The organism is Pseudomonas sp. 29, from assembly GCF_002754355.1.
Classification (GTDB): domain Bacteria; phylum Pseudomonadota; class Gammaproteobacteria; order Pseudomonadales; family Pseudomonadaceae; genus Aquipseudomonas; species Aquipseudomonas neuropathica.
The window spans coordinates 6265300-6287055 of sequence record NZ_PEEY01000001.1 but is presented as its reverse complement, the minus strand read 5'-3'; the positions used below and the strand labels follow the sequence as shown (position 1 = coordinate 6287055).

The following is a 21756-nucleotide window of genomic DNA, read 5'->3' as shown; positions in this document are numbered from 1 at the left end:
GTTTGCGCCGGGCGGGGCACAGCTGGTATCTGTACGCATAACCAGTACTCGCTTGCCATGGCCCAGAATCCCCGTGACTGCCAATCCCCTCGACGATCCGTTCTATTACCTTAACAACTTCCGGCAAGTGCTTGATTGGCTTGAGCTTCGTTATGCCGATGTAATGAGCGAACCGGAACACGCGTTCATCCGCGACTTCAAGGCCTTGCCGCGCGCGTCGCAGGGTTTGCTGGTGCGGATGGTGATGCGCAAGGGTGTGCATTTTCGTGCCGGCAAACTCAATTACATTGAAATCGGTGACATCGCCGAGGCCGCGCAGCCCTTGCTGGAGTACGGCTGGATCGACGAACACGCGCCGCTGGTCCTCGCCGAGTTGTTCGATGTGTTGCTCAAGGCCGAGATCCTGCAAGCGTTCGCAGCCTTTATCGAGCAACCCAAGGGCCGCAAGGACGATTGGCTGCCGCTCCTCGCCGAGCAGTTTGCAGAAGCTCGCAGCCTGCGCGACTGGGCGCCGCTGCTCGATGATCGCTTGTTCAGCCTGACCATCATGGACCTGTGCGACCGCTTGCGGCTGATGTTCTTCGGCAACCTGTATCAGGACTGGTCGGAATTCGTCCTCGCCGACCTTGGCATCTTCACTTATGAAAAAGTCGAATTCTGCGCCGACTCGCGGGGCCTGCGCAGTCGCGAAGACGTCGATGCGTGCCTGTTTCTGCACAACTGTCAATTGCGTTTCGAGGCCGGTGAGCCACTGGGCATCATTGTTGCGCAGGTCAGCGCCTTGCACTTCGACAACCCGTGGCTGCAGCGCCGGCGTGGCAAGGTGCTGTTCCAGATCGGCCAGTATTGCGAGCGCATCAGCGAGTTTGCCCTGGCCCTGAGCATTTACCGCGACTGCGCCTATCCCGGCGCCCGTTTACGCATGATCCGCGTGCTGGAGCGCAGCGGCGAATACTCGTTGGCGCTGGAGCTCGCCACGCTGGCGGAGCAGGCGCCGGAAAGCGCTGCCGAGCAGCAAGGCCTGCAACGGATATTGCCAAGGGTGCGGCGCAAACTCGGTGGCCCGCCGCTCAAACGCGTAGCGGCCAGACCGGTCGAGCGGCTGGATCTGCAATTGCCACGCACCGACCCAGCCTTGTCCGTGGAGTTTTACGTGCAGGCGCATCTGCACGATGACGATGGCCCGGTGCATTACGTGGAAAACAGCCTGATCAACTCGCTGTTCGGCTTGTTGTGCTGGCCGGCGATCTTCGCGCCATTGCCCGGGGCATTCTTTCACCCGTTCCAGCGCGGCCCGGTGGACCTGCTCAACGAAGATTTCCAGCAACGCCGCGCCGAGCTGTTCCAGGCGTGCCTGAGCGAACTCGACGACGGCCGCTATGCCGCGACCATTCGCCAGCGCTTTGTCGACAAATGGGGCGTCCAGTCGCCATTCGTATTCTGGGGCGCGGTGAATGAACAATTGCTTGAGCAGGCGTTGGCCTGTCTACCCGCTGAGCACCTTAAACATTGGTTTAACCGTTTGCTGCTCGACATCAAGGCCAACCGCGCCGGCATGCCCGACCTGATCCAGTTCTGGCCGCAGCACAAAACTTACCGAATGATTGAAGTGAAAGGCCCCGGCGATCGCCTGCAGGACAACCAGCTGCGCTGGCTTGAGTTCTGTCACCAACACCAGATGCCGGTGGCCGTGTGTTATGTGCAATGGGCGGAGCAGAGCGCTTGAGTTACAGCATTGCCGTGCGCGCACTCTGTGAGTTCACCGCCAAGGCCGGCGACCTCGACCTGCGCTTCACCCCATCACCCACGGCGCTGGAAGGCATCGCCGGTCACCGCACTGTGGCCTCGCGGTGCAGCGAAAAGTATCAAAGCGAAGTGGCGCTCGAAGGCGAGTTTCTGCAGTTGAAGGTCAAGGGCAGGGCGGACGGCTACGACCCGGCGCAAACCTGCCTGGAAGAAGTTAAAACCTACCGTGGCGACCTGAGTAAGCAACCGGCCAATCACCGCCAGTTGCACTGGGCGCAGGCGAAGATCTACGGCTGGTTGATGTGCCGCAAACTCGAACTTGAGCAGATCAATCTAGCGCTGGTGTATTTCGATATCGTCAGCGAGAAGGAAACCTGCCTGGTCGAGGCCTTCAGCGCCGAAACCCTCAAGGCCTTTTTCGAACAGCAATGCACGCTGTTCCTGCAATGGGCCGAACAGGAAATGGCCCATCGAGAAGCGCGCAATCTGGCCGCGCAGCAACTGGCGTTTCCCCATGCCGATTTTCGTCCCGGTCAACGGCATCTCGCCGAATCGGTGTTCAAGGCCGTCAGCACCGGCCGTTGCCTGATGGCCCAGGCACCGACCGGCATCGGCAAAACCCTCGGCACGCTGTTCCCGATGCTCAAGGCCCTGGCGCCGCAGCAACTGGACAAGGTGTTCTTCCTGACCGCGAAGACACCGGGGCGCAAACTGGCGCTGGATGCCAGTCAGGTGTTGTTCGATCGGTCACCAGCCTTGCCCCTGCGGGTGCTGGAAATGGTCGCCCGCGACAAGGCCTGCGAACATCCGGACAAAGCCTGTCACGGCGAATCCTGCCCGTTGGCCCAGGGCTTTTATGATCGCCTGCCGGCCGCGCGGGAAGCGGCCAGCCGAATCCGCCTGCTCGACCAAGCCGCCATGCGCGAGATCGCCGCGCAACACGCGGTGTGCCCGTATTACCTGAGTCAGGAGATGGCCCGTTGGGTAGACGTGGTGATCGCCGACTACAACTATTACTTCGACTTCAGTGCCATGCTGTTCGGTCTGGCCCAGCTCAATCAATGGAAAGTCGCGGTGCTGGCGGACGAGGCGCACAACCTGGTCGAACGCGGCCGGCAAATGTACAGCGCCAGTCTTGATCAGTTCACCCTCGGCAGCGTGCGCAAAACCGCGCCGGCACCGCTTAAAAGCTCCCTGCAACGGATCAACCGTGAATGGAACGCGCTGCATGCGCCGCAACTGGCGGCGTATCAGGCTTACGACAAGGCCCCGGAAAAACTCCTGCAAGCGATCTCGTTGTGTTGCGCGGCCATTGGCGATTACCTCAATGACCATCCGCAGGGCCTCGACAGCGCCTTGCAGAACTTCTATTTCGACCTGCTGCAATTCGCCCGGGTGGCGGAGCTGTACGACGAGCATTACCTGTTCGACATCAGCAAGCGCGACCTCGACCGCAAAAAGCCGCTGTCGCAGTTATGCCTGCGCAACGTGGTGCCGGCCGCGTTCATTGGCCCGCGCCTGAAAGCGGCGCGCAGCAGCGTGCTGTTTTCCGCGACCCTCAGCCCGCGTCACTATTACGCCGATTTGCTTGGCACGCCCGCCGACACCGTGTGGATCGACGTCGAATCGCCGTTTTGCGCCGAGCAGTTGCAGGTGCAGATCGTCAGTCGCATCTCGACACGTTTCAACCATCGTCAGGCCTCGCTGGAGCCGATCGTCGAATTGATCGCGCGGCAGTTCAGCGAGCGTCCGGGCAACTATCTGGCGTTTTTCAGCAGCTTCGATTATCTGCAACAAGTGGCGTCGTTACTCGCTGAGCGTTACCCGCACATCACCCTGTGGCAGCAATCGCGGGGCATGCTCGAAGGGGCGCGGCAGGCCTTTCTCGATCAGTTCACCGCGCACAGCCAGGGCGTCGGCTTTGCCGTGTTGGGCGGTGCGTTCGGCGAAGGCATCGATTTACCCGGTGCGCGGCTGATCGGCGCGTTCATTGCCACGTTGGGGCTGGCGCAATTCAATCCGGTCAACGAACAACTCAAACACCGCATGGCCGCCATCTTCGGTGCCGGTTACGACTACACCTACCTGTACCCGGGCGTGCAGAAAGTGGTGCAGGCCGCCGGGCGAGTCATCCGCACCCGTGAGGATAGCGGCGTGGTCATGCTGATTGACGATCGCTTTGCCGAGAGCCGGATCAAACAGCTGCTGCCGCGCTGGTGGGCAATCAATCATGAGACGGACGCTTCCCAATTTGCCGGATTACCGCATACTTCTGCTCATGACAATGGCTGGTGAGTGTGATGAGCGAGAAAAACAAGACCGCGGCGATCGAAGAGATGCGTTTTCGTCTGTTGATCGATGCGGTGGTCGACTATGCGATCTACATGATCGATCCCGACGGCATCATCACCAGTTGGAACTCCGGCGCCAAACGCTTCAAGGGCTACGAAGAAGCGGAAATCCTCGGCGAACATTTCTCCCGCTTCTATACCGCTGAGGATCGCGCCGCCGGTCTGCCGCAACGTGCGCTCGATACGGCGATCCGTGAGGGACGTTTCGAAGGCGAGGGCTGGCGGGTGCGCAAGGACGGCACCAATTTCTGGTCGCATGTGGTCATCGATCCGATCATTGATCCCGACGGCAAATTGCTCGGTTTCGCCAAGATCACCCGCGACCTGACCGACCGGAAAATGGCTGAAGAAACCCTCAAGCAAAGCGAGCAGCAGTTCCGCTTGCTGGTGCAGGGCGTCACCGACTACGCGATCTACATGCTCAGCCCCGAAGGCCGGGTCAGCAACTGGAACCAGGGCGCACAGCGGATCAAAGGCTATCTGCCGGAAGAAATTATCGGTCAGCATTTTTCGCTGTTCTATACCCCCGAGGACCGCGAACTCGGCGAGCCGCAACGGGCGCTGGAAATCGCCACCCGCGAGGGCCGTTTCGAGAACAAGAGCTGGCGCATGCGCAAGGACGGCACGCGGTTTCTCGCTCATGTGGTGGTCGATGCGATTCGTGGTGACACCGGCACATTGCTCGGTTTTGCCAAGATCACCCGCGACATCACCGAAGCCCACCAGGCGCAACAGGCGCTGGAGAAAACCCGTGAAGCGCTGTTCCAGGCGCAGAAGATGCAGGCCATCGGTCAGCTCAGCGGTGGCATCGCCCATGACTTCAATAATCTGCTGACGGTGATTCTCGGTAACCTCGAGATTGTGCAAAAGCGCGTGGGCGACGATGCGAAAATCAGCCGCCTGCTGGAAAACGCCACCCAAGGCGCCTTGCGTGGCGTCTCGCTGACCCAGCGCATGCTGGCATTTGCCCGCCGTCAGGAATTGAAGACCGAGTCGGTCGATATCGCGCAATTGGTTCAGGGCATCAGCGGTTTGCTGCGTAGCTCCCTCGGGCCGGGTATCCTTGTCGACACGCGGTTTCCCGACGATCTCGAGCTGGTGCTGGCGGACACCAATCAGTTGGAATTGGCCTTGCTCAATCTGGCGACCAACGCCCGCGACGCCATGCCCGATGGAGGTACGGTGAGCATCAGCGCTGAACCGCAAGTGGTGCTTGAACTGGGGCATTCGGATCTGCCTGCGGGGCGTTACGTCTGCCTCAGCGTAATCGACACCGGGGAGGGCATGGATGAGCACACGCTGGCGTCGGCCAGAGATCCGTTCTTCACCACCAAAGGCTTGGGCAAGGGCACCGGGCTGGGCTTGTCGATGGTCCACGGCTTCATGGAACAACTCGGTGGCCGTTTCATCCTCAAGAGTGCCAAGGCCCAGGGCACCACGGCAGAACTGTGGATTCCGGTGGCCGGCGAGGGTACCGTCAGCAAGTCGCTGCAGCCACACGCCGAGCCCGTGGTGGTACCAAGACTCAGCGTGCTGGTGGTGGATGACGATTCGCTGGTGTTGACCAGCACCAGTCTGCTGCTCGAAGACCTCGGCCATCGGGTGGTCAGTGCGACGTCCGGTGCGCAAGCGCTGGCGTTGTTCGATCAGGGCGAGGTCATCGACCTGATGATCACCGACATGGCCATGCCGAAGATGAGCGGCGCGCAACTGGCCCATGCCGTGCGCGTGCTCAAACCGGATCTGCCGATCATCCTGGCCACCGGCTACGCCGAACGTCTGGAAGGCTTTGCCGCGCAACTGCCACGATTGCCCAAGCCGTTTACGCAGATGAATCTGGTGGCAATCATTGCCCAATCGATGAAACAAGGCGTCGGTCAATCCGTCTGAACTTGCGCGCCAACGGGGACTTCTAAACGTTTTCCCCGCCCCGGAGCGTGCATCTTTTGTCTCGCATACTGACTGAGCCCACCGCTGAAGAAACCCTGACCGAACATGACGCCAAGATGTTTGGCTCACCCAAGGAACGGCTGGATTTCTATCGGCGGGAGATCCAGTACGAAACCAGCATCCTCGCCAACCGTACCGACGCTTATCTGGCGGCGCAGTCGTTTCTGGTGATTGCCTTTGCCTCGTGCATGGCCAACCTCAACCCGGAATGGGGCAAGTTGTTCACGCTGGTGGTGCCACCGTTTCTTGCGCTGCTCGGGCTGCTCAGCTCACTGAACGCCTGGCCGGGGATTCGCGCGGCGTACGACATCATCGACCACTGGCATTTCAAGCAGAGCCACTTGCTGCACAGCGAACCGCTGATGGGCCTGGCGTATGACGAATCGCCGCTGTTCAGCGAGATGGAATCGAGCCACAAGGGCTACCGCAAATCCCTGCTGTTTTCGGTGCGTACGCCGTGGATCTTTGCAACGTTCTGGGTGTTGCTGGGGAGTTATGCGGTGTTTATTCAGGTGACCAATCCGGGCGGGTGATGGGCAAAAATAGAAAAGCCCGGCTTATGTGGCCGGGCTTTTTCATTCGCTTGGATTTTGTGTTGCCATTCAGATCGATCCCCCTCACCCCAACCCTCCCGAAACGTCGGACCGCCCCCAATGGGGGCGAGGGGGAAGGGAGCAGATCTTCGTTGTACTCAAAATCTGCGTTCGACTCGGTATCTCAATGTCGTGGTCAGAATCTGCGTTCGACTCGGTATCTCAGGTCGGCGTACCTCGACCATTCACCTCGGTCAGTTCCCTCTCCCTCTGGGAGAGGGCTAGGGTGAGGGGCTTTTCTGCCTCACTCCACGGTCTCAAGCTCTCGACGCAGCGCCACCGAGTTTTGCGACGACATCGGGATCGGCGGAAAATCCTCGTTCAACACGCACAAATGATCGATCGCATCTTCAAACATCAAATCGGCTTTCTTGCGCAGCGCTCGGTAATGTTCAAATTGCTCGATATCCAGGTGTTCAACGTCGAGCAGCGCATTGGCCGCGCGGTTGAGGGTGTGGGCGTTATCGAACAATTGACGATTGCGTTCCAGAGCCAGTGCTCTGCAAGCCTTGATTTGCGCAGGAGTCGAGCATTCTTTCATGACCGTGACCTTAATCTTCAATGATTCCGTTTCATAGGCGTAGCGCCGCAGGGGAACCGAACCTGCCGGGCCCCGCCGGTCACATCCGGCGAGGGGTTATGCTTGTGACTGCCGGCCATTCATCAGGGATCCATTTTTTTATAGAAAAAAATTCGATCAATTCCCGGTTAAATCCGCAAATCAAAAATCAGTTTTTTGTTTTTTGCGCTGTTCGTAACGGGCGAGGATCGGTTGCGTGCTGATGCCGTGGAGCAAGATGCTCAGCGCCACCACCGACAAGGTCAGATCGGTACACAGGCTGGCCACCGAATCGGTCAGCCCGTGGTTCAAGGCATAAAACAAATAGAACAGGCTGCCGATACCGCGAATGCCAAACCAGCCGATCAACAGCCGTTGCCTTACTTTGAGCAGTGCGCCCCAAGGCATCAGCGCGACGCAGGCCGGGCGGATCAGGCAGAACAGCACGCCGCCCACCAGCAACGCCCGCCAGTCCCAGTGCGCCACCAGCACCACGCCGAGCAGGGTCACTAGAAATACTTCCATGGCGCGCTCGACCAGACTGCCGAACGACAGCATGTCGCCCATCATGATCCCGGCGGCGACCTGGCTGCTTTCCAGCCGTTCGGTGTCGCCGTGCACCGCGTGCTGCGGTTCGACGTTCTGATGGCCGACCACCGGCTGCACCAAGTGCTCGGCGGGCGGTTGCCCGGCGCCGGTGGATTTGACTTCGACCTGACGCAGGCCCAACCCGGCAGCGAACACCGACAGAAAACCATAGCCGCCAATCGCTTCGGCAACGACATACGCCAGGGCAATCAACGACAACGCTAGATAGTCGTTCGGGCTGAGCGTGCTGTCGTCATTGTGAATACGCAGCGACAGGGTCACGCGGCCGATACCTCGGCCCATCCAGTAACCGGTGAGCAGACCTGCGGGCACCGCCCACAACAAACTGCGCAAGACCCAGCCCTGCCACTCGGCGGCAGAGCCATCACCGTGAATCAACAACAAGCCGAGAATCACAAACGGAAAGGCTACCCCGTCATTCAACCCGGCCTCACCCGACAGGCCGAAACGCACGCTGTCGACATCCCGCGCATCATTGACCTGCACCAACGCCGCCAGCACCGGGTCGGTGGGCGCCAGCATCGCGCCGATCAACAACGACGGCCCCCACGGCAAGCGCAAAGCAAAATGCAGCAGCAGGCACACCCCGGCGATGGTCAGCACCATTACGGGGCCGGCGAGGCCGAAGGCGATTCGCCAACGCTTGTCGCGCAGCGGCAGGCGCAATTTCAGGCCGCAGACGAACAGAGAAAACAGCACCGCGACTTCTGTCAGGTGCTCCATCCACAGCGAGGCGTCTTCCAGGGATAGTTTCAGCAGATCAAGGCCACTGGGGCCAATGCCAATTCCCAACAGCAAACAAACCGCCGAGGTGGTCACCGGCATCCAGCGCAGGTATGACGACGTCAGTGCCAGGGTCAGCAGCACGGCGCCGAGTACGGCGACCCACACGATAAAACTCATGATCTGCCGCCCTCAAATGTTTGATGTGACGGCAATCGCACCGTGTTCAATGGGCCTTCAGTTTTACTGTAGGCGTTGGCGAAGGCGTCATCACAGCATCGGTTTGCCACCGGTCACGCCATAGCGCTGGCCGGTGATGTAACTGGCTTCGTCCGAGGCCAGCAACACGTAGATCGGCGCCACTTCCACCGGTTGGCCGGGGCGGCCGAGCGGGGTGTTGCCGCCGAAGTTCTGCACTTCTTCATCGGGCATGGTCGAGACGATCAGCGGCGTCCAGATTGGCCCCGGTGCCACGCAGTTCACGCGGATTTCCTTTGGCCCGAGCATCTGCGCCAGACCGCCGGTGAAATTGGCGATCGCGCCTTTGGTGGTGGCGTAGGCGAGCAGGGTGGGTTTGGGCATGTCCGAGTTGATCGAGCTGGTGTTGATGATCGACGAACCGGCGCGCATGTGTTTTATCGCGGCCTGACACAAGCGGAAGATCGCAGTGATGTTGACGTCGAAGGTCATCACCCATTCCTCGTCGGGGATTTCTTCGAAGTTTTCGTGAGTCATCTGGAACGCGGCGTTGTTGACCAGCACATCGATTCGGCCGAAGCGTTCCACGGTCTTGTCGACCAAGGCCTGGCAATGGGCCTTTTGCGCGATATCGCCCGGCAACAGCAGGCACTGGCGCCCGGCCTGCTCGATCCAGCGCGCGGTTTCCTGGGCGTCTTCGTGTTCATTCAGATAGGCGACCGCAACGTCGGCGCCTTCACGGGCGAAAGCAATGGCCACGGCGCGACCGATACCGCTGTCAGCGCCAGTAATCAGAGCGATCTTGCCGGCCAGTCGTCCGGAGCCGACATAGCTCTGTTCGCCGCAATCGGGATAGGGCTGCATCTTGCCCTGGGCGCCGGGCACGGTTTGGGCTTGTGCGGGGAAGGGTGGTTTTGGATAGTCGGTCATCGCGGGTCTCCGAGGTCTCAAGGCAGGTATGGGTGGTTGACCCGGGGTGTTTGCCGTGAGTTCGATCGGATTTACGCTGCATTTCTGACTTGGAAATGCAAAACGAATGTGGGAGCGAGCTTGCTCGCGAAAGCGGTGGTTCAGTCAACATTGATGTCGGCTGATACTTCGCCTTCGCGAGCAAGCTCGCTCCCACAGGGGATCATCTGAGGTTTCAGGTATTGCGTGTAGTCAGGGCACGCTCCATGCGGGCGATGCCTTCTTCGAGCAGCGAACGCGGGCAGCCGAAGTTCAGACGCACGAACTGCTGGTGTTGATCGCCGAAGTCCAGACCGGCGCTGAGGCCAACCTTGCCCTGCTCAAGGAAGAACTGCTGCGGGTTGTCCAGGTCCAGCGCCGAGCAATCCAGCCACGCCAGATACGTGCCCTGCGGCACATTCATGGTCACGCCCGGCAAGCGGTTGCGCACTGCTTCTACCAGCCAGTCGCGATTGGCTTGCAGGTAGGTTTTCAGCTCGGCCAGCCACGGCCCGCCTTCGCTGTACGCCACGCGAGTGGCTTCCATGCCCAGCGGGTTGACGCTGTCGACCATGCCGCAACGGGCGTGATTGACGCGTTCGCGCAGGGCGGCGTTCTGGATGATCATGAACGAGGTCTTGAGGCCGGCGATGTTGTAGGCCTTGCTCGCCGACATCAGCGTGATGGTGCGCTCGGCGATCTCCGCGCTCAGCGACGCCGTCGGAATGTGTACGCGACCGTCGAAGCACAGCTCAGCGTGGATTTCGTCGGAGATGATCCAGGCGTCCTGCGCCGCGCAGATATCGGCCACGGCTTGCAGCTCGTCACGGCCAAACACCTTGCCGATCGGGTTGTGCGGGTTGCTCAGCAACAGCGCGCCACCGCCGTTCAGCGATTCACGCAACACGTCCAGCGGCGTCAGGTAAGTGCCGTCAGCCTGGGCGACGAACTCCAGTTCAACCTTGTTCAAGCCCCAATGCCCCGGCGCGTGGCGCAGTGGCGGGTAGTTGGGCACTTGCACCACGACGTTCTGCTGTGGCTGCACCAGCGCTTTCAAAGCCATGTTGAAGCCCGACTCGACGCCCGGCAGGAAAATCAGCTCCTGCGGTTTGACCTTCCAGGAAAACTTGTTCCAGAGGTCGGCGACGATGGCTTCGCGCAAGTTGTCCTGCGCAACGCTGTAGCCCACCAGCGGATGCAGCAAGCGTTGTTGCAGCGCCTCGATCACCACCGGCGGCGCGGCGAAATCCATATCAGCGACCCACATCGGCAACACGTCGGCCGAATAACGGCTCCACTTGGTGCTGCCGGTGTTGTGGCGGTCGAATACCTGATCAAAATCGAAAGTCATGCGCGGTCTCGTGAAGGCGGGAATTGTCCTGGGCGCCATTCTAAGCCTTACGCGATCCCTGTGGGAGCGAGCTTGCTCGCGAATGCGTTGGATCAGCCAGCATCGATGTCGAATGACACACCGCTTTCGCGAGTAAGCTCGCTCCCACAGGGTTTGGTGGTCTTCAGTTAAAGAACCGACAAACGGCCGACGGTCGGTTTTCACACAGATCGTGTGGTCATTGTCTACAGTGAAAAAGTCGGCAGACGTTTGCCGCAACCGTGATTGTCCAGATAAAACCCGGCACGAGTACCGGGTTCCACCTGATCAGGAGTGCACGATGGATCTCAGCCGTCGTCAGTTCTTCAAGGTCGCCGGTATCGGCCTTGCAGGCTCTAGCCTGGGCGCGTTGGGCATGGCCCCGACGCCAGCCTTCGCCGAGCAGGTGCGCCACTTCAAGCTTGCCCACACCCATGAAACCCGCAACACCTGCCCGTATTGCTCGGTCGGTTGCGGGTTGATCATGTACAGCCAGGGCGATGCTGCGAAGAACGTCGCGCAAAGCATCATTCACATTGAGGGCGACGCCGACCACCCGGTCAACCGCGGCACCCTCTGCCCGAAAGGCGCAGGCCTTCTCGATTTCATTCACAGCCCCGGCCGTTTGCTCTACCCGCAAACACGCAAGCCCGGCAGCAGCGAATGGACACGAATCAGTTGGGACGAAGCGCTCGACCGCATCGTCGACCTGATGAAAGCCGACCGCGATGCCAATTTCATCGAGAAAAATGCCAACGGGCAAACGGTGAATCGTTGGTTGAGCACCGGTTTTCTCGCGGCGTCGGCGGCGTCCAACGAAGCCGGCTACATCACCCAAAAGGTGATTCGCAGTCTCGGCATGCTGGGGTTCGATAACCAGGCGCGTGTCTGACACGGCCCGACGGTGGCAAGTCTTGCCCCGACGTACGGCCGTGGTGCCATGACCAATACCTGGACCGATATCGCCAACGCGAATCTGATCCTGGTGATGGGCGGCAACGCAGCAGAAGCGCATCCGTGCGGCTTCAAATGGGTAACCGAGGCCAAAGCGCACAACGCTGCGCGGCTGATCGTGGTCGATCCGCGTTTTACCCGGACCGCGTCCGTGGCCGACTATTACGCGCCGATCCGCACCGGCACCGACATCGCCTTCATGGGCGGTTTGATCAATTACCTGCTGACCGAGGACAAGATCCAGCACGAATACGTGCGCAACTACACCGACATGTCGTTCATCGTCAGAGCAGGCTACGGCTTTGAAGACGGGATCTTCAGCGGCTACGACGCGGAGAAACGCAGCTACACCGACAAATCCGGCTGGGGTTACGAGATGGGCGACGACGGTTTCGTCAGAGTCGACCCGACCCTGCAAGACCCGCGCTGCGTCTATCAACTGATGAAGCAGCATTACAGCCGCTACACCATCGACCTCGCCAGCCAGATCTGCGGCATGCCGGTCGATGCCATGCAGAAAATCTGGGAAGAGATCGCCACCTGCTCGACGCCGGGCAAGACCATGACGATTCTCTACGCCCTCGGCTGGACGCAGCACTCGATCGGCGCGCAGATCATTCGCAGCGCGGCGATGGTGCAATTGCTGCTAGGCAATGTCGGCATGCCCGGCGGTGGGGTGAACGCCTTGCGCGGTCACTCGAATATTCAGGGCCTGACCGACCTTGGCTTGCTCTCCAATGCGCTGCCGGGCTACCTGACACTGGGCAGCGACACCGAGCAGGATTACGCCCAGTTCATCCACAAACGCACGCAAGTCCCGCTGCGGCCGGGGCAATTGTCCTATTGGCAGAACTACAGCAAATTCCACGTCAGTCTGATGAAGTCGTGGTACGGCGCCAACGCCACTGCCGAGAACAATTGGTGCTACGACCATTTGCCGAAGCTCGACATCCCCAACTACGACGTGCTGAAAATGTTCGACCTGATGAGTCAGGGCAAGGTCAACGGCTACTTCTGTCAGGGCTTCAACCCGATCGCCGCGTTGCCGGACAAGAACCGCGTGATGGGCGCCTTGGCCAAGCTGAAATGGCTGGTGGTGATGGACCCGCTCGCTACCGAAACCTCGGAGTTCTGGCACAACGTCGGGTCGTACAACGACGTGAAAAGCGCGGAGATCCAGACCGAAGTCATTCGCCTGCCCACCACCTGTTTTGCCGAAGAGGACGGCTCACTGGTCAACAGCAGTCGCTGGCTGCAATGGCACTGGAAAGGCGCCGATGGCCCGGGCGAAGCGCAGACCGACATTCGCATCATGAGCGAACTGTTCCTGCGCCTGCGCAAGCGCTATCAGGCCGAGGGCGGCAAATTCCCTGATCCGCTGCTGAAACTGACGTGGCCGTACAAGATCCCCGACGAGCCTTCGCCGGAAGAGTTGGCCAAGGAAATCAACGGCAGCGCCGTGGCGGATTTCACCGATGCCACGGGGGTGGCGGTCAAAGCCGGCTCGCAACTGGCAGGTTTCGGCTTGCTCAAGGATGACGGCAGCACCGCGTCCGGTTGCTGGATCTTCGCCGGCAGCTGGACCGAGGCCGGCAACCAGATGGCCCGCCGCGACAACGCCGATCCGTACGGCATGCATCAGCATCTCGGCTGGGCGTGGGCCTGGCCGGCCAACCGGCGGATTCTCTACAACCGCGCTTCGGCGGACGTCGCCGGCAAACCGTGGGACCCGAAAAAACGTCTGGTCTGGTGGAACGGCAAGGCCTGGGGCGGCACCGACGTGCCGGACTACAAGGCTGATGTGCCGCCGGAAGCCGGGATGAACCCGTTCATCATGAACCCCGAAGGCGTGGCGCGGTTCTTCGCCGTCGACAAGATGAACGAAGGGCCATTTCCCGAGCACTACGAGCCGTTCGAAACACCGATCGGCATCAACCCGTTGCACCCGCAAAACAAGAAAGCCACCAGCAATCCGGCGGCGCGAATCTTCGATTCGGTCTGGGAAACCCTCGGCGAGGCCAAGGACTTCCCGTACGCCGGCACCAGTTACCGGCTCACCGAGCATTTCCACTTCTGGAGCAAGCATTGCAAGTTGAACGCGATTGCCCAGCCTGAGCAGTTCGTCGAAATCGGCGAAGTGCTGGCGAAAGAGAAGGGCATTGCCGCCGGTGATCGCGTACGGGTCAGTTGCAAGCGCGGCTTTATCGAAGCGGTGGCGGTGGTGACGAAAAGGATCCGGCCGCTGCAGGTCAACGGCCAGATCGTGCATCAGATCGGCATCCCGCTGCATTGGGGGTTCACCGGCCTGACGCGTCACGGTTACCTGACCAACACCCTGGTGCCGTTCCTCGGCGATGGCAATACCCAGACCCCGGAATCCAAGTCATTCCTGGTCAACGTGGAGAAGCTCTGATGGAGAATCTTTAAATGGCCAGCCAAGACATTATTGCCCGCTCGGCCACCACAACCGTGCCGCCGTCGGTGAGGAATCAGGAAGCGGTAGCGAAGCTGATCGACACCACCAAATGCATCGGCTGCAAAGCCTGCCAGGTCGCCTGCTCGGAATGGAACGAACTGCGCGACGAGGTCGGCCACAACCACGGCACCTACGACAACCCGCAAGACCTGAGCGCGGAAACCTGGACGTTGATGCGCTTTACCGAGCACGAAACCGACGCCGGCAACCTCGAATGGCTGATCCGCAAGGACGGCTGCATGCACTGCGCCGAGCCGGGTTGTCTGGCGGCGTGCCCGAGTCCCGGTGCGATCATCAAGCACGCCAACGGCATCGTCGATTTCGATCAGGATCACTGCATCGGTTGTGGCTATTGCATCACCGGTTGCCCGTTCAACATTCCGCGCATTTCGCAGAAGGATCACAAGGCCTACAAGTGCACCTTGTGTTCGGATCGCGTGGCGGTAGGGCTGGAACCGGCCTGTGTGAAAACCTGCCCGACCGGCGCCATCGTCTTCGGCACCAAGGAAGACATGAAGGAACACGCCGCCGAGCGCATCGTCGACCTGAAAAGCCGTGGCTTTGAAAACGCCGGTCTGTATGACCCGGCAGGTGTTGGCGGCACGCACGTGATGTACGTGCTGCACCACGCCGACACGCCGAAAATCTATGCTGGTTTACCGCAAGATCCGGCAATCAGTCCGTTGGTGGGCCTGTGGAAAGGCATCAGTAAACCGCTGGGCCTGCTGGCCATGGGTGCGGCGGTGCTGGCCGGGTTCTTCCATTACGTGCGCATCGGCCCGAATCGCGTCGAAGAAGATGAACATCCGACGCCGCCCGACACCTCGGTGCATGTCGTCGATCCGGCGGTGCACACCTTCGATCCACGCGGGGAGGACCGGCCATGAGCAACAAGACGATCCTGCGTTACACCGCCAACCAGCGCACTAATCACTGGCTGGTGGCGATCCTGTTTTTCATGGCCGGGCTGTCGGGTCTGGCGTTGTTTCATCCGTCGTTGTTCTGGCTGAGCAACCTGTTTGGCGGCGGGCCGTGGACGCGGATTCTGCATCCGTACATGGGCATCGCGATGTTTGTGTTGTTCCTCGGTCTGGTGTTCCGTTTCTGGCGTTCGAATTTCTTTATCGACAACGACTGGAAGTGGATGCGCCGCATTGACCGAGTGTTGGTCAACGATGAAGTAAGCGTGCCACCGGTAGGCAAATACAACGCCGGGCAGAAGTTGCTGTTCTGGACTTTACTCCTGTGCATGCTGGGTTTGCTGTTCACCGGACTGGTGATCTGGCGCGCCTGGTTCAGTGCGTATTTCGGCATTACCGTGATTCGCTGGGCAATGCTCCTGCATGCGCTGGCCGGGTTCATTCTGGTGCTGAGCATCATCATTCACATCTACGCCGGGCTGTGGATCAAGGGTTCGGTGGACGCGATGATGCATGGCTGGGTCAGCCGCGCCTGGGCGAAGAAACACCATGAACTCTGGTATCGCGAGATCACCCGCGATGAGCGCCAACCGGACGTGCCGGAGCGACCGATCACCAAAAAGGGCTGACTTTTGCCAACCATTCTTGAACCTGGGGAAATCGAAGCGGCGGCGAGTTCGCCGCCGTTTCTGCATCTGCCGCCTTCGAACCTGTTTGCTCTGCGGGCTGATCGACTGGAACAACTGGCCGAGGGGCATGCGCTGGCAGAGTACCTGCGACTGATTGCCGGGTTGTGCCGGGTTCAGCAGCAGGTGTTTGATGATCCGCCGCTGACGGCGCCGTTCGATCAGCAACGGATTGAGGCCTGTCAGCAGCATGGTTTGCCGCCGTTTGCGGCGGACACGTTGGTGCGTGAAGAGGGTTGGCAGGCTTATCTCGATGCTTTGTTGCAGCGTTATGCGCCGGTTGAACAGCCTGCTGTCGTCGACGCGGTGGACACTTTGCGCGCCGCCAGTCCCGGCCAATTGCGCGCGTGGGCTGTGGCGTTGGTCAGTGGCCAATATTCGCTGGTGCCGGCGCAACTGGTGCCGTTTCTCGGCGCAGCGCTGCAAGTGGCCTGGAGTCATTGGCTGCTTAGTGCGGCGAATCTGCAACTGAAACCCGGCGACAGCCTCAGCCAATGCCCGGCCTGTGGTTCACCGGCCATGGCCGGGGTAATCCGTCATCGCGGCAAGCACAACGGTTTGCGTTATCTGGTCTGCTCGCTGTGTGCCTGCGAATGGCATGTGGTGCGGGTCAAGTGCGTGTATTGCGAGTCGAGCAAGGGGCTGGATTATCTGAGCCTTGAGGACGATCGCCATGCCGCGAATCAGGCGCCGCTTAGGGCGGAGGTCTGTCCGGGTTGTAACAGTTATCTGAAACTGGTTTATCTGGAAAACGATGCCGATGCGGAGGGGTTGTCGGCGGATCTCGGCAGTTTGCTGCTCGATATGCGTCTGGCGCAGGACGGCTATCAACGTCTGGCGCCTAATCTATTACTGGCCCCCGGAGACGAATGACAGCAGGGTCTACACTCTGGCCGAACGATCTGTCTCCAGGAGTGGCTGATGTCCCTGCGGTTACCTTCCATTGATGGTGTGTTGCGGCACCCGGCGTGTGTGCCTTTGCTTGAGCGTCACGGGCGTGAGTCGCTGCTGGCAAGTTTGCGTCAGTTGCTCGATGAGCTGCGTTCCAGCGTGTTGAACGGGCAATTGTCAGCCGTCGAAATCAGCCCAGAGGTGTTGGCGGGACGCGTCGGTGAACGCCTGGCCCAGCAACAACGCAGCCATGTGCGCCGGGTGTTCAACCTCACCGGCACGGTGCTGCACACCAACCTCGGCCGCGCCTTGTTGCCGGACGAAGCCATCGATGCCGTGCAGATGGCCGCGCGTTATCCGCTCAATCTGGAGTTCGATCTGGCCAGCGGCAAACGCGGTGATCGCGATGACTTGATCGAAGGCCTGATCCGCGAACTGACCGGCGCCGAAGCCGTCACCGTGGTCAACAATAATGCCGCCGCCGTGCTGCTGACGCTCAACAGTCTGGGCGCGCGCAAGGAGGGCATCATTTCCCGTGGCGAGCTGATCGAAATCGGCGGCGCCTTCCGCATCCCCGACATCATGGCCCGCGCCGGCGTGCGCCTGCATGAGGTCGGCACGACCAATCGTACCCACGCCCGCGACTACGAAGCAGCGATCAGCCCTCGTAGTGGTTTGATCATGCGTGTGCATGCGAGCAACTACAGCATCGAAGGTTTTACCGCGCGGGTGCCGACTGCGGAATTGGCCGAGTTGGCCCATCGGCATGGCTTGCCGTTGCTGGAAGATCTGGGCAGCGGCAGCCTGTTGGATCTGACCCGCTGGGGTTTGCCGGCCGAACCCACGGTGCGGCAGGCGCTGCTGGACGGCGCGGACATCGTCACCTTCAGCGGCGACAAACTACTCGGCGGCCCGCAGGCCGGGTTGATCGTCGGGCGCAAAGAACTGATCGCGAAGATCAAGACGAATCCGTTGAAACGCGCGTTGCGGGTGGACAAGTTGACCTTGGCGGCACTGGAGGCGGTGCTCGGGTTGTATCGCGATCCTGATCGCCTCGCTGAGCGTCTGCCGAGCTTGCGTCTGCTCACCCGGCCGCAGGCAGATATCTTTGTTCAGGCCTCGCGCTTGCAGCCCTTGCTGGCTGAAATCTTGGGGTCGGTTTGGCAGGTTAGCGCAGTCGAGGCCTTGGGCATGATCGGCAGCGGCAGCCAACCGGTGGCGCGTTTGCCGAGTGCGGCATTGTGTATGCGCCCGCAAGTCTCCAAGCGTTTGCGCGGGCGTTGCTTGCTGAATCTGGAAGCGGCGTTGCGCGCGTTGCCGATCCCCGTGCTTGGGCGGATTGACGACGATGCCCTGTGGCTGGATCTGCGTCAGCTCGATGATGAGCCAGCGTGGCTCGCGCAATTGTCGCACCTGCAGGTCGACCCGTGATTGTCGGCACGGCAGGGCACATCGACCACGGCAAGACGTCGCTGCTACAAGCGCTGACCGGGCAAACCGGTGACCGCCGCCCGCAGGAGCGCGAGCGTGGCATGACCATCGACCTGGGTTATCTCTACGCCGAACTTGAACCGGGCGCGGGGCTGACCGGGTTTATCGACGTGCCCGGCCACGAGAAATTCACCCACAACATGCTCGCTGGCGCGCAGGGTATCGATCTGGTGTTGCTGGTGATTGCCGCAGACGACGGCGTGATGCCGCAGACCCGCGAGCATCTGGCGATTGTCGAATTGCTCGGCATCCCGCGCGCCGTGGTGGCGATCAGCAAATGCGACCGGGTCGAAGCGGGCAGGTTGGAGGAGGTTCAGCGGCAGGTGCTGGATTTGCTTGAGCCGGGACCGTTTGCCCCCGCGCCGATCTTCACCGTGTCGAGCGTGAGCGGGAAGGGTGTCGATGAGTTGCGCCATGCCTTGCTGCTAACGCAGCGAGAAGTGCAGGAGCACAGTCGCGAAGGTGGTTTTCGTCTGGCCATCGACCGCGCGTTCAGCGTCGCCGGCGCGGGGATTGTGGTTACCGGGACGGCATTGTCGGGGGCGGTGGCCGTCGGCGACAAACTCATCCTCGGGCCTTCGGGCAAATCGGTACGAGTGCGCGGCCTAAATGCGCAGAACCAACCCGCCGAACAGGCCTTCGCCGGGCAACGGGTGGCGTTGAACCTGACCGGCGAACGCCTCGAACTGGCGCAGATCCATCGCGGCCAGTGGCTGCTGAGCGAGTGGCTGAACGCGCCGACGCAACGGGTCGACATCGACTTTCAACTGCTGCCCGGCGAACGCACTTTCGAACACTTTCACCCGGTGCACGTGCACCTCGGCACGCAAGATGTCATCGCGCGGGTGGCCTTGCTCGAAGGTCCGCGCTTGATTCCTGGCGAACGCATGTTCGCGCAACTGCTGATCAATGCGCCGGTGCACGCGGTGAAGGGCGATCGCCTGATCCTGCGCGACCAGAGCGCGCAACGCACCCTCGGTGGCGGCCAGGTGCTCGATCCGTTCGCCCCGGCACGGCAACGCCGCAGCCCGGAACGTCTGGCCCAACTTCGCGCCCTGAACTCTGGCGACAAACTCGAACACGTCTTGCCCGTGCTGCTCAACTACAGCGCCGGTGGCCTCGATCCGCTAAGGCTTGAACGTCAGTTCAATCGCCCGCGCTCAACCTGGGCGTTAGCGGAAAACGTGCGCCTGATCGACACCCGCCAAGGCCCGCTGCTGTTCAACGTGCAGCGCTGGGCGCAACTGAAGTTCACACTGCTGGACCAACTCGCACAGTTCCACGAACTGGAACCCGACCAGATGGGCCCCGATCGCGATCGCTTGCGGCGCTTCAGTGGTCTGGCGCTGGAGCGTTCGACGTTTGTCAGTTTGCTGGATGAATTGCTCGCGGCCGGATCGATACAGGCAAGTGGGCCGTGGCTGCACCTGCCGGATCATCAGGTGCGCCTGAATGCCGAGGATGAAAGTCTCTGGCAGGCATTACAACCGCTGTTCGAAAACGCCGGATTCGACCCGCCGTGGGTACGTGATGTGGCCAACGTCCTGGGGCTGGACGACGCCGTCGTGCGCTTGTTGCTGCGTAAACTGGCGCGTTTGGGTTTGATGCATCAAGTCGTGCGCGACCTGTTCTTGAGTGACGTGCAACTGCGCCAGATGGCGAACGTGCTGCTCAAACTCGCCAGCGAAAATCCGCAGATCCAGGTGACAACCTTCCGCGATGCGCTAGGCTTGGGACGCAAACGCTGTATTCAGTACCTCGAATATTTCGACCGCGTCGGCCTGACCCGACGCCTCGGCGAATCCCGCCAGATCCGCCCCGACAACGCGCTGGCTCAAGCCGACGCACAATGAATTAAGGAAGGCAATCGCGCCCGGTGGCGCGGCCGGGCTTCAAACCCGGTTGGGGACGGCATCCGTTCCCGGGCAGGTTCGACTCCGGCTGCCTTCCGCCAGTTTGCCAAAAGCAAAAGATCGCAGCCTTCGGCAGCCTCTACATAGATCGGTGTAGGAGCTGCCGAAGGCTGCGATCTTTTGCTTCGGAATGCTGGATAAACCTGATCTGGCCTCGTTTAGTCACTTGGGGGTATGTGTTGGCTGTGAGATCGCCCTCGTGAGCAAGCTCGCTCCTACGGGGTCTGCGTGTAAACAAGGTTTGTGATCGAAGTCGATACCCTGTGGGAGCGAGCTTGCTCGCGAAGACGTCAGCAGCCACAAAACCTCACTCAGGGCTTGTCACAGATCCCGGCTACCGTGGTAGTTCCAGATTATCCATCACCCGATTCACCGCCAGCTCGCCGAGCATGATCAGTTGCGCGATCCCCAAAAGCGTCCTGCGCTGCGACGCAGGTACGAGATGGGCGAAGTCATGGGCGATGGTTCTGGCGGAGGCGAGTGTTTCGCTGGCATCAGCCAGTAGTTCCTCGTTTTTGAAGTCTGCGGTGACGGCGTACATCCGGCGGGTTTTACGTGGCGGCGGTGTGGAGCCGGGTGGGCAGAGGTAATGATCGAGGGCGCGTTCGGCGGCGTCGTTGAGTTTTTTGGAATCGAGGGATTCGTAGGGGGACGCGAGGTCTGTTTCGGGTGGGTTGGGTGTTGGTTTTATCATAGTGAAGCTCCTTGATTGCTGGAGCCGCCACATTTCGCTGCGAAACGAAGAGAGGTGGCAGCTGTACGCAGGTTCGCAGACCGGGAATCAAGGAACCCGGCATACCCGAAGGTATCCCGCGCACAGCCGCCATGAAGCATCATTGCCATTAATCTTGATGGCAATGCACTGGAGCGCTGTGCGCCTTGATTGATCCGGGCTGCGAAACCCGACCGCTGATTCGTCAGCGACCGCACCACAATAGAACCCGCCCCCAAGGCGCACAAGCCGGCGGATTCTGGCGTAGCTGTAGGTAATGGCGCAAGGATGTGTAGCCTCTAAGGCGTGTCTGGAGGTGTCTTCTAAACACTCAAGTTTAAAAGGCAAAAAGTCGGGCGAAGTTCTGAACGGAAAACGTGATCTATCCCTGATAACGATGCACTTTCGACATTCTCTTTTTGAATGCCTCGGGATCGAAGGGGCGTGGTGTTCCACTGGACTCACCTTTACGAAGAGCAGCTAGGATGGTTTCCAGCTCGACGCTTCGCTCCTGTTCACGGCGGATCAGTTCGCGAATGTGTTCGCTGCCGTTGGTGTAATGACCGGCTTCGATCTGAGCTTTGGTCCAGTGGTCTCGCTGATCAGTCACAGTGATGTTTTTTCGTACGGTTGCCATGGGCGGGCCTCCGGAGGATGGTCGAATGTG

The 21756-nt window shown here is 60.6% G+C and carries 16 protein-coding genes and 1 tRNA gene; 11 read left to right on the top strand and 6 right to left on the bottom strand.

Annotated elements, in window-relative coordinates:
• Window positions 1-73: 73 nt before the first annotated feature.
• Genes CLU80_RS29230 through CLU80_RS29215 form a run of 4 tightly spaced genes read left to right on the top strand, consistent with a single transcriptional unit; the run spans window position 74 to window position 6580 of the window.
• A complete protein-coding gene (locus tag CLU80_RS29230) occupies window positions 74-1726 on the top strand; it encodes a VRR-NUC domain-containing protein (RefSeq protein WP_099759222.1) in 1653 nt (550 codons plus the stop codon).
• Window positions 1723-4041, top strand: a complete 2319-nt coding sequence (locus CLU80_RS29225; protein ID WP_099759221.1) for an ATP-dependent DNA helicase — start codon at window positions 1723-1725, stop codon at window positions 4039-4041. The genes CLU80_RS29230 and CLU80_RS29225 overlap by 4 nt, the downstream gene beginning before the upstream one ends.
• A 5-nt stretch (window positions 4042-4046) precedes the next feature.
• Window positions 4047-5987, top strand: coding sequence for a hybrid sensor histidine kinase/response regulator (locus tag CLU80_RS29220; RefSeq protein ID WP_099759220.1), 1941 nt, complete (start codon window positions 4047-4049; stop codon window positions 5985-5987).
• Between the two features lie 56 nt (window positions 5988-6043).
• Window positions 6044-6580, top strand: coding sequence for a hypothetical protein (locus CLU80_RS29215; protein ID WP_016983364.1), 537 nt, complete (start codon window positions 6044-6046; stop codon window positions 6578-6580).
• 304 nt (window positions 6581-6884) lie between these two features.
• Here CLU80_RS29215 and CLU80_RS29210 read toward each other — a convergent pair whose 3' ends face one another.
• From CLU80_RS29210 to CLU80_RS29195, 4 genes are all read right to left on the bottom strand, one after another.
• Entirely contained in the window at window positions 6885-7181 is a 297-nt protein-coding gene (locus CLU80_RS29210) for a hypothetical protein (protein WP_099759219.1), read from the bottom strand.
• Window positions 7182-7361: 180 nt separating this feature from the next.
• A complete protein-coding gene (locus tag CLU80_RS29205) occupies window positions 7362-8711 on the bottom strand; it encodes a cation:proton antiporter (protein WP_099759218.1) in 1350 nt (449 codons plus the stop codon).
• 90 nt (window positions 8712-8801) lie between these two features.
• Entirely contained in the window at window positions 8802-9659 is an 858-nt protein-coding gene (locus CLU80_RS29200; RefSeq protein WP_099759217.1) for a glucose 1-dehydrogenase, read from the bottom strand.
• A 214-nt stretch (window positions 9660-9873) separates the two neighbouring features.
• Window positions 9874-11028, bottom strand: a complete 1155-nt coding sequence (locus CLU80_RS29195; RefSeq protein WP_099759216.1) for a MalY/PatB family protein — start codon at window positions 11026-11028, stop codon at window positions 9874-9876.
• Window positions 11029-11347: 319 nt separating this feature from the next.
• Here CLU80_RS29195 and fdnG point away from each other — a divergent pair, with 319 nt between their 5' ends.
• From fdnG to CLU80_RS29155, 7 genes are all read left to right on the top strand, one after another.
• A complete protein-coding gene (gene fdnG / locus CLU80_RS29185) occupies window positions 11348-14413 on the top strand; it encodes a formate dehydrogenase-N subunit alpha (RefSeq protein ID WP_286079804.1) in 3066 nt (1021 codons plus the stop codon).
• Window positions 14414-14427: 14 nt separating this feature from the next.
• Window positions 14428-15363 (top strand): formate dehydrogenase subunit beta, encoded by a 936-nt coding sequence (gene fdxH / locus CLU80_RS29180; protein ID WP_093431371.1) that lies wholly within the window; start codon window positions 14428-14430, stop codon window positions 15361-15363.
• Window positions 15360-16025, top strand: a complete 666-nt coding sequence (locus tag CLU80_RS29175; protein ID WP_099759214.1) for a formate dehydrogenase subunit gamma — start codon at window positions 15360-15362, stop codon at window positions 16023-16025. Before fdxH ends, CLU80_RS29175 begins: the two co-directional genes overlap by 4 nt.
• Window positions 16026-16028: 3 nt before the next feature.
• Window positions 16029-16955: a formate dehydrogenase accessory protein FdhE gene (gene fdhE, locus CLU80_RS29170; protein WP_099759213.1), complete on the top strand. Its 927-nt coding sequence runs from the start codon at window positions 16029-16031 to the stop codon at window positions 16953-16955.
• Window positions 16956-17000: 45 nt separating this feature from the next.
• Entirely contained in the window at window positions 17001-18404 is a 1404-nt protein-coding gene (gene selA, locus CLU80_RS29165) for an L-seryl-tRNA(Sec) selenium transferase (RefSeq protein WP_286079833.1), read from the top strand.
• Window positions 18401-20317, top strand: coding sequence for a selenocysteine-specific translation elongation factor (gene selB, locus CLU80_RS29160; protein ID WP_099759211.1), 1917 nt, complete (start codon window positions 18401-18403; stop codon window positions 20315-20317). The genes selA and selB overlap by 4 nt, the downstream gene beginning before the upstream one ends.
• A gap of 5 nt (window positions 20318-20322) precedes the next feature.
• Window positions 20323-20418 (top strand) — tRNA-Sec (locus tag CLU80_RS29155).
• 293 nt (window positions 20419-20711) lie between these two features.
• Here the strand turns inward: CLU80_RS29155 and CLU80_RS29150 are convergent.
• A complete protein-coding gene (locus tag CLU80_RS29150; RefSeq protein ID WP_093431385.1) occupies window positions 20712-21071 on the bottom strand; it encodes a DUF6124 family protein in 360 nt (119 codons plus the stop codon).
• A gap of 400 nt (window positions 21072-21471) precedes the next feature.
• On the bottom strand, window positions 21472-21726 hold the full coding sequence (locus CLU80_RS29145) for a type II toxin-antitoxin system ParD family antitoxin (RefSeq protein ID WP_099759210.1): 255 nt from the start codon (window positions 21724-21726) through the stop codon (window positions 21472-21474).
• Window positions 21727-21756 lie beyond the last annotated feature (30 nt).